Below are 9,174 nucleotides of genomic sequence, written 5' to 3'. Positions count from 1 at the left end.
ATTTTAGCCATTTCAGGCGTAGCCCAGCATGCCTTGAGTGCGGGAAAGTCATCGAGCGTAAATTGCTTCAAAATCAGACGTTCTGTTTCAAGTTGAGGCGCTTGCTGTGTAGCCATTCTTTCCTCCTCTCCTGGATTTATTATTTGGCTAATTTACCATCATGCACACTTCTTATCCCCTGGAGCAACATGACTCGATATCCCCTTCTGGCACACAGCGGACATAATTATCAACATCCTGATGCCCCTCCGGCTCCCGGGTCCGCTTAGCGGCTGGGGTTTGACGGCAACGGCAGGGGCAGCATCTGAAGCTGGCTGGATCACATGTCATCAAGGTTCAAAATAAGCCGGGTAAGTAAGGCGCTTAGCTGTTCGCATTCTGATTTACTAAAGCCTTTAAGTGCTTCCTTGTTTGCTTCCAGGATAACAGAGCAGGCTACAGGTAACCGATCTTTAGCCGCGTCTGCCAGTTTGATTCGACTGCTACGCCGGTCTTTAGGATCGGGCGTTCGATGAATCAACCCATTACGTTCCATGCGAGTCAGCATTTGTGCCATCGGTGGTTGTTCAACCCTGACAAAACGTGCTAAGTCCCGCTGTGTTGCTGCAAGATTGTTTGACAGTGCCACAAGCACTGGCACCTGGCCAACACCAAAACCCAGGGGTTTGAGGCGCGCCTCACTCAGCCGCGCAAAGCCTCTCGCAGCAAGGCTAATCAAATGTCCGGGGGTATGAAGTATATCGTTATGCATGATGGCTAGCTCTCCTTGACAGATACATACGTACGTATATATTTTACAGATTCTTGCCAGTCAAATATATCTGTTCCTTGCGCCTCATTAACTCTTTAGGGGATGATTATGTCCAGCGAGCCAGTTACCATCACTACACCGGATGGTGAATGTGTGAGTCACGTATTTACACCTGCCAACAAAGCCAGTGGCCCTGCGATTGTGTTTTACATGGATGCTGGCGGTATTCGTCCCGCAATGTTTGCTATGGCACAGCGGTTAGCAGATGCCGGTTACGTAGTCCTGCTACCAGATCTTTATTATCGCTACGGCTCTTACGGACCATTAGATCCCGGCGAGGTATTCAAAGGTGATGTTCACGCGATTCTCGGTCCGTTGATGTCAACGACCGGGAACGCAAAAGCAATAAGTGATACGAATGCCTTACTCGCCTGGTTAGAAACCCGAAATGATGTGCAAGGCAGCAAAGTTGGCTGTGTGGGCTTCTGTATGGGGGGAGGGATGGCAATCGCAGCAGGGGCCTCCCGACCCGATCGCTTTGCGGCAGTTGCCAGCTTCCATGGCGGTAATTTAGCCACCGATGCTGTCGATAGCCCACACAACTACCTTAATTCGTTAAAAGCAAAGCTCTATCTTGGCGTTGCTAAAAATGATCCTTTTTATCCGCCTGCGATGGCCAGACAGTTTGAGCAGGCCCTGGGAAGGGTGGGCGCTTGTTATCAGGCAGACATCTATTCCGCTGAGCATGGCTGGATGGTGCCTGACTTTCCGGTATATAACGAAAGCGAAGCAAATCGTGGGTGGCAACGTATGTTAGATTTTTTTAAGGGCGCACTGACTGCCTAAAGCAAATTTAACTGAAACCTTTTTTCCCATGAAAAATAAAAGATTTTTTCGGAAAATATTATTCATAGTTAAAATCGTCAGACATAATCATCAACGCCCTGATGCCCCCCTCGGAATAGCTCTCCTGGAACAATGTTTCGTAAAGTTTGCGGGTCAGCATCAAGTCTGTTTACCCCCAGGTATTATCTGCGCAGCAGGCGTTGCAGCCTCTTTTGCTGCCATTTGCTAATCAGTCCCCTAAATAAAAAAGTCCTCATGCCGCGCACCGTAATTAACGCAAACCAGATAGCAGCTACCCATAACGACCAGTTGCTGGCAGGAGACGTAAAGTGATTAAGCATGAACAACAGCAGGCAGACGACGAGTGCCGTAATAACTGAACGGTAGAACCGGCCTTCCTCAGCGACTCGGCTTCTCGTTTCGGCAATTCGCTCATCGAGCGCCTTGTCCCCAACATTTTCCGGACTGGAAAGCTCCGCAACGTTTATCTCAAACACCGCGGCTAAGGCGCTCAGCGTTTCCAGACCTGGTCGTTCGCCGTTCTCGATCCGCTGCACAGTACGTGTACTCAGGCCTGATAATTCGGCAAGCTGTTCCTGCGACCAGGCCCGCTGAAGACGCAGCGCCCTGAATTTATTAATGTCACTCATTGCCCATCTCCGAATAGTAAGTTGTCAGTGAACAATGCTACCCGTGCCAGCCCGCATCACCACGATCAGAACCCGACAGCAACCTGACACCGGCATGACACCAGCGCGGCAGGCATAATTTTCCCATACGGCAGCTCAAAATAAGAATTCGTTTCATTATCTTTGTCAGACAACGGGACAATGTGATGTATCGCATAACTCAGAAATAAAGAGACAGTTACAGATTTCACAGCCGTTTTATAATGCAGCCTTGATTAAAGATCGCGCGCTAATCAGCCGATAAACTTACATTAATACTCCTGACCTTGAATGCTCATAGATAATTTTCCGCGCATAACTGACCTTCGCGTAACGGAGCATTCCTTACCGAAGCATCAGGCAGGTTTACGGGAACGGCAATTACGGCGCACGGAGGTCTGTAATGACGAGTATTGAGCGTGTTAAGTATCGTCAGCAAACATCGGAGCCGACCACCATGCACACTGTGATCACACCTACCTTTTCCGCTGTTTGGTCCACGGACGCCCAGGGCATTTGCATCGTCAGTCAGGAAAGCCCGGCGGGCCTGATGCCCGCACTGAAAGGCGTCACGCTAAGTGCATGGCTGAAGTTCGCCCAGGCTGATGACGATGCAAAGATCGCGCTGCAACTTACTACCGCGCTTGAATGCGTGACGCCTTTTAATATTGAAGTACCGATCCATTGTCTGGACGGGACAACGCGACGTGTGATTGTTTCAGGCCTGCCGGATTGCCAGCCCAGCGCTTCTCGCCTGCAGTATAATGGCTTTATTCTTGATATAACCGGTCAGCGCAAAGCGCTTGAAGATGCGCTGCGTACGGCAGCGGAGTACCGCCTGCTGATCGAGAACAGCACAGACCTGATCGCTCATTGCGACGCGGACGGCAGATACGTGTCGATCTCGCCTTCTTATAGCGAAATGATCGGCTGGTCAGCCGATGAGATGGTGGGTCAGCTGGTGGTGGATTTCCTGCATCCCGACGACCGCGCACCCGCCACCGAGGCGCTGGTGCACATCTTCAACGGCGGCGAGCTGCCAGACGTGGTCGAGGTGCGCAAGCAGCATCGCGACGGCCACTACATTACGCTGGGCACCAAGGCCTGTGGCGTCAGCGATCCTTCCACAGGCAACAATATTGGCGCAGTGCTGGTTTCGCGCGATATTACCCGCGATAAAGAGAGGATGCAGAGGCTCGAAAAACTGGCAACCCGCGACATGTTGACCGGGTTGCCTAACCGGGCATGGATCAACGACCAGGTGGGCTACATGCTCGCGCAGGGCGAAGATCTGGCCTATACGGCGGTGCTGTTTATCGATCTCAATGGGTTCAAGGCCGTCAATGATTCGATGGGGCACGCAACAGGAGATCTCTTGCTGCAGCACGTAAGCGAACGCCTGCAACGCTGTATGCGCCCGGGCGATTCGGTGGCGCGCCTGGGTGGAGACGAATTTGTAGTAGCAGCAAAGTGCAGCAATCGCGAAGCGGCGTCCGCCATCGCCCAGCGTATTATGGACAGTCTGAAAGAGCCATTTGCTATCAACAATATGGAAGTACGGCTCGGCGCAGCTATTGGCATCAGCCTTGCGCGGTTCGGGACGGCATCGGCCAAAATGTTATTTGAAAATGCCGATATCGCAATGTACCAGGCGAAAGCACGACGTGATGGGTCATATCAGTTTTTTGAGACCGCAACGCTGCCGTTACGTGATTAGGGGTTTCTGCTGTTGTAGGTGATTTATTATGGTGTCCGTCCGCCCCCTATATTTAGGGTGCCTCTGCTACGTCCGCGCCTGGCATATTAAAGATCACCGACAAGCTATAGCACTCCGGGAACCTTCCCTTTATTGATGGCTTAACCCACAACAAGAACCTCTCTTTTGCCCTGGCGAGCCTCAAGAACGTTAATTTTATGGAGCAGCACTAAAGCACGTCATTCGCGGTAGCTACCGCCGTAGGCTTCCGGTACGCGATCGCTTTGCGCCTCGCCGCTGGTGATGAGCCTGAGGATCATCCCGGCGTCCTGCTCCGGGGAATGCATAAAAGTAGCGCTCTCTTGCTGCTGTTTTATTGCCTGATCCTGCCCTGCTTTTACTGCCTGATAGAATTCAGTGGCCGTCATAAAAGGATAGAAGGTCGATACGGTAATACCTGCCGAAGCCAGCTCAAGGCGTGCGACGGCAGAAAGCATATTCAGCCCCGCCCTGGCGCTGGCGTAGGCGGCTGGCGCCGGATAAGTCGCCAGGGTTGCGCCTGAGCTGATATTGATAATGCTGCCCGCCCCTTACTTGCGCATGCAGCCCCTGCCCCGCATATCGCTTCTGTACGTTCCGCCCTATAAAAACGAGGGCACTTAATTACTGAATTTTCGCACTATCAGGCACCGGGATCGGTCAGTGTCGCCCTCACATGAGGGAGGCTCTGAGGGTAATTTTGCTGAATAAACTCAATCATTTTTTCCCGCACGTAACAGCGTAAATCCCAGGCGGTGGGGGAATTCTGTGCTGTCATCAATAACCTGATAGTCATGGTTTTTTCAGTCGTATCGGTAACCTGAAGCACCTGAGTTTCTTTGTCCCAGAGCCTTGTTTCACTGAGTACTTTTTCAAAATGCTTGCGGAGAGGCTCTAATGGCATGGAATAATCAACGTAAAGAAAAACAGATCCTAAAATTTGTGCATTATTACGCGTCCAGTTCTGGAATGGATTTTCAGTAAAGTAGGTAATAGGCAAGACCAGTCGGCGCAGGTCCCAGAGACGCACCACAACATACGTCAGGTTGATCTCCTCAATCCAGCCCCACTCTTTTTCAACCACGACAGCATCATCGATTTTTATCGGTTGCGTAAAGGCAATCTGAATGCCGGCGAACAAGTTGACAAGCGACTTCTGCAGAGCAAAGCCAATGATTATTCCGGCAACCCCGGCACCTGCCAGAATGGTAGTCCCGAATTTTCGCACGCCAGGAAAGCTGAGTAGAATCAGCGAAAGACAGAGCGTCACGAGTACGACAATAGCGACCTTTTTCACATACATTATCTGAGTGCGAATTTTTCGGGCGCGAAGGTTATTCGAAATATTGATGTCATAGCGTATGAAAAGCATATCCTGAGCAACATTAATCAATCGAATCAGGACCGAGCAAAATGACAATATAATAAATATATTAACTGACGTCGTAATAAAGCTAAGTGATTCAGGATCGATATTAACATAATTAACCCCAAAACTTATTAACAGTAAGGGGATAAAAAGAAACATTGATCCACGAAGGTGCTTTTCAAGTGATTTGAATAGCTTTCTGTCATGACTTTGCCAGTAACGAATGAAACTGAGAAGAATAAATCGCGTCAGAAAACCCACTGCAAGTGAGAGCGTGACGAGCAATACAGCAGGCACCCATGATGGAGCGCCAGATAACTCACCAAATAACGAAGGCATTATTTCCCCTTATATTCAGCCAACAACCATGAGTTGTCAGGCAAGTCAAAAAGTCAGTAACCTTTCTTTTCAGGTTATCTGATGATTACGTGATTCACGCTCTTTAGTATATGAAAGATCTAATAAAATGGCCTTACAGGGCATAAAAAAATATCTGGTAACTTTTAGTAAAAGCTTAGCTAGCGATAAACGCAGGATTTCTTCTGTCCACCGCTTCGGTTTTTCACTGCGTCAGAGTCCGATTCCGCCACAAAGCAGACCGAAGCAGTGCTAACTTGCTGCTCATATCGAAAAGCTGAGCTCACTCTTTTTCTTGCAATAAGCATTTTTATTAACAGGTTAACGGGTACTAACTTTCCCCGCTATGCAGCGTTAGCGGCATGGAGGTACTTGCAGACGCAGCAGCGTCAACAGTTCAGTCGCCAGTCCTTTGTGTTTGAGGTTTAATCCGTATCCGTTAACGTGATAAATGCGATAAACCGTTTTTAATTACTATGATCACCTGGATACCTCATCAGCTGACATATCCGGCGATAATGGAGGAACACAGTTACTGCACCTTTTAATTCCTTTTATTTCGCTAAAAAAGTTAAATTATCCATTCCTTACTACCCTTTGCCCAGAAAGGCGCAATCAAGTTAGATCATCCTTAAGCTAAAAAGCATTGACCAAAAATTGACTGTTAATCCGTGCCAGCCCTGTCCGTGATGGCAGACAACGTGGGTGAGGCATTTAATGAGCCAATTAACAGTACGCACTGTTTTACACACCAGACAGGCAAGCGAGCTATTTTTTATCTATGCATCGAAACCAGAGACACTGCCCTGCCAGAACAATCGTGCACGCTGTTCAAAATGTTAGTAAGCCACTTAACCCACGCGGGGGTGATTCCCCGCCAGAGAACGAAATGGCCCGCCTCACCAGGGAAACGCCAGACGGCCCCCAACTCAAAAGTCTGACGAAACAGCGTTAACCCGGTCCTTCACTGCCAGCCGCCAGCAGAGGCACAACCACATCGCTGACAGGAACGGGAATGCCGTGTGCATGCCCATAGCGCTGTATCACGCCGTTGCGAATTTCCCACTCCATTGGGCGATTGGCCTGACGATCCGCGAGAATAGAGGTACCTAAATCGGCGGGCAACCGCCGGAAATTATCGACGATCTCCTGCGCGACGCTGTCGTTCAGCACGGCACCCTCGGCGCGGGCCACGGCAAGGCATTCGCGCAGATACGCCAGCGCCAGCTCGCTAATATCTTCGCGGGAGAACATACCGGCGCGGCGATTCGCAAGCACCATCAGACCCGCGACGGCATTTTGTAGTAATTTGCGCCATGCAACAGAGAGAAAATCTGCTGACAGCTCAACCGCACAGCGTGTGCCACTCAGCGCATCGGCCACCCGTTTCGCCTGCGGAACATCCGGCAGCGTCAGACGCGGTTGAGCGCGTAGCCAGACCGAGGCATCCGGCTCGCGCTGAGCGGGAAACCAGACCACCGAAGGCAGCACGGTTGCTCCCTTGACCCAGGGTTCAAGCTGCGCTTTCTGTTCGACGCCATTTTGTAGCGCACATACCACGGTGTTTTCATCGCATAAAGCGCTCAGCCACCTGGCGCTGTCGGCATTCTGAGTAGTTTTCACCGCAACAAAAACAAGATCGACGGCGTGGTCAATTGTCCCCGGATCGCTTAATACCGGGCCAGGCACCGCAATCTCGCCCTCATCGTGACGTAAAAGCAACTGTGGATGCGCGGTGCGCCCGCAAAGCAGCGGTGTACGGCCAACCTCATGCAAAACTGCAGCGATGGTTGTACCAATCGCGCCTGGCCCAATCAGCGCAATTGTCGGATGGTCAGACATAGTGATTACTCCTGATTCGCTTATCCCGTCATCATATGCCGGTGACAATCACCGGACACGCCAGTACATTTTGAAACGGCACCGCTTCACCGCAATCCCCTGTGACCCGGCAGGGCAAATGGGCACTTCGGCTTCCAATATCTGCCGATGCTAAACAGTACACCTCAGCATGAACAATGAAGTATCGTCATTCCATCATGAGGAATTACTCATATTTCACTGATAATGGCTCTGCGCCTGCTGCGACTCATGCAGCAACCAGTGACGGAAATTCAGAATTTGCGGCTGCGTTTCAAGACCCTGCGGGCACACAAAATAGTAGGCCGCCGGTGACGGGAAAGGCACTTCAAAGAGCCGCACCAGCGTGCCATCGGCGAGCTCTTTTTCAACGTGTCCACTGCGCGCGAGCGCAACACCCTGGCCGAGAAGCGCGGCTTCAATCGTCATGTTGGTATCAGCGAAACGGACGTTCTCATGCAGGACATCACTCTTGACCCCGACGTGCTTAAACCAGTCTCCCCATTTTGGCACTAAGTCGGCACCATCACGCGTCAGTAGCGGGTAGCGCATCAGTTCGGCAGGCTCAGCAGGTGTGCCTGAACGCTGTAGAAGCGCCGGACTTGCTACCGGAAATAACTGTTCACGAAACATAAATTCCGTAAAAAGAGCGTGGTAATTGCCGTGACCAAAACGGATCGCCACATCGGACTCTTTCCCGGCAAAACTGATGGCTTTGTCAGAGCTTTCCAGTGATACCAGAATTTCCGGATGCAAACGGGCTAAGGCCGGAAGGCGTGGCAATAACCATTTCAGCGCAAAGGAATAAGTGGTGTTGACGCGCAACCGTACCCTGCCGTTTTGTTCACGCAGATCGGAAAGCGTGGTATCAAGTTTATTGAAAAATTCACGCACCAGCGGTGCGAGTGCCTCTCCAGCAGGCGTCAGAATCAGCGTTTTACCGCGCTGAAAAAGTTGCAGCCCCCACATCTCCTCGAGATTTTTTAACTGATGGCTGACGGCGCTTTGGGTGATAAACAGCTCTTCGGCGGTGGCGGTAAAGGTAGTATGTCGTGCAGCAACTTCAAACGCACGCAGCATGGCGGTCGGTGGGAGGTTACGCATTATTCTCGCCCTGGGAATGAGTGAATACTCATATCACCACAAGCTTGCTCCCCTGCGAAAGATAACGCGACAGAAATAATAAGCGATGCGAGGCTGCTTCGCATAACGTGGCATGAATGAATACATTTACCAGCGTTGTTGTAATGTTTGCTGCTGGTCCTGAGCTGACCATGGATGCACTCTTTTCGCAACAGCAAAAGTACCCGTTCAGGGCTGAGCCAGTGCCCCTTTTTTATCAACTTTAAAGGGTTAAGCCATTAAAGAGGTAGCATCTTATCGCCAGTTAAACCTCTACAACCAGGTCAGACTGAGCAACGTTCTCGCTTAGAGGCTTCATTGTCTCTCTGCTTGTCGGTTAACTGACGTTGTAAATCCAGGCAAAATGGCTTCTCTGTATTTCAAGTCTTTGAATCGCCACGGATAATCTAGACACTTCCGAGCCGTTGATAATACTGGTTTTCATATTCTGTCGGTGACATCTGTT

At 50.6% G+C, this 9,174-nt stretch carries 8 protein-coding genes and 1 pseudogene; 2 read left to right on the top strand and 7 right to left on the bottom strand.

Translation table 11 applies throughout. The annotated features are described in order from the left end of the window. Positions 1-116, bottom strand: a pseudogene (locus EKL29_RS22650) (GNAT family N-acetyltransferase); the annotation flags it as partial. A gap of 203 nt (positions 117-319) precedes the next feature. Further along, positions 320-751: a MarR family winged helix-turn-helix transcriptional regulator gene (locus tag EKL29_RS22645; RefSeq protein ID WP_120458293.1), complete on the bottom strand. Its 432-nt coding sequence runs from the start codon at positions 749-751 to the stop codon at positions 320-322. A 108-nt stretch (positions 752-859) separates the two neighbouring features. Here EKL29_RS22645 and EKL29_RS22640 point away from each other — a divergent pair, with 108 nt between their 5' ends. Beyond that, a complete protein-coding gene (locus tag EKL29_RS22640) occupies positions 860-1,597 on the top strand; it encodes a dienelactone hydrolase family protein (RefSeq protein WP_126690812.1) in 738 nt (245 codons plus the stop codon). 182 nt (positions 1,598-1,779) lie between these two features. On the opposite strand, the gene EKL29_RS22635 is transcribed toward EKL29_RS22640, so the two are convergent. Then, entirely contained in the window at positions 1,780-2,247 is a 468-nt protein-coding gene (locus EKL29_RS22635) for a helix-turn-helix domain-containing protein (protein WP_126690811.1), read from the bottom strand. 475 nt (positions 2,248-2,722) lie between these two features. Between EKL29_RS22635 and EKL29_RS22630 the strand changes: the two genes are divergently transcribed. Beyond that, positions 2,723-3,982, top strand: coding sequence for a sensor domain-containing diguanylate cyclase (locus EKL29_RS22630; RefSeq protein ID WP_126690813.1), 1,260 nt, complete (start codon positions 2,723-2,725; stop codon positions 3,980-3,982). Positions 3,983-4,200: 218 nt separating this feature from the next. On the opposite strand, the gene EKL29_RS22625 is transcribed toward EKL29_RS22630, so the two are convergent. The 4 genes from EKL29_RS22625 to gcvA form a co-directional block, all read right to left on the bottom strand. Further along, positions 4,201-4,536 carry an SDR family NAD(P)-dependent oxidoreductase gene (locus EKL29_RS22625; RefSeq protein WP_271153419.1) on the bottom strand — a complete coding sequence of 112 codons (336 nt, stop codon included), beginning with the start codon at positions 4,534-4,536 and terminating at the stop codon, positions 4,201-4,203. A 107-nt stretch (positions 4,537-4,643) separates the two neighbouring features. Beyond that, on the bottom strand, positions 4,644-5,708 hold the full coding sequence (locus EKL29_RS22620; RefSeq protein WP_120458296.1) for a mechanosensitive ion channel family protein: 1,065 nt from the start codon (positions 5,706-5,708) through the stop codon (positions 4,644-4,646). 969 nt (positions 5,709-6,677) lie between these two features. Continuing rightward, positions 6,678-7,568 carry an oxidoreductase gene (locus EKL29_RS22615; RefSeq protein WP_126690810.1) on the bottom strand — a complete coding sequence of 297 codons (891 nt, stop codon included), beginning with the start codon at positions 7,566-7,568 and terminating at the stop codon, positions 6,678-6,680. Positions 7,569-7,784: 216 nt separating this feature from the next. Continuing rightward, a complete protein-coding gene (gene gcvA, locus EKL29_RS22610; protein WP_126690809.1) occupies positions 7,785-8,690 on the bottom strand; it encodes a transcriptional regulator GcvA in 906 nt (301 codons plus the stop codon). Positions 8,691-9,174: the final 484 nt, after the last annotated feature.

This window comes from Pantoea sp. YU22 (assembly GCF_003970755.1).
Classification (GTDB): domain Bacteria; phylum Pseudomonadota; class Gammaproteobacteria; order Enterobacterales; family Enterobacteriaceae; genus Pantoea; species Pantoea piersonii.
The sequence above is the reverse complement of the archived record's forward strand: the minus strand, read 5'-3'. Positions and strand labels throughout refer to the sequence as shown.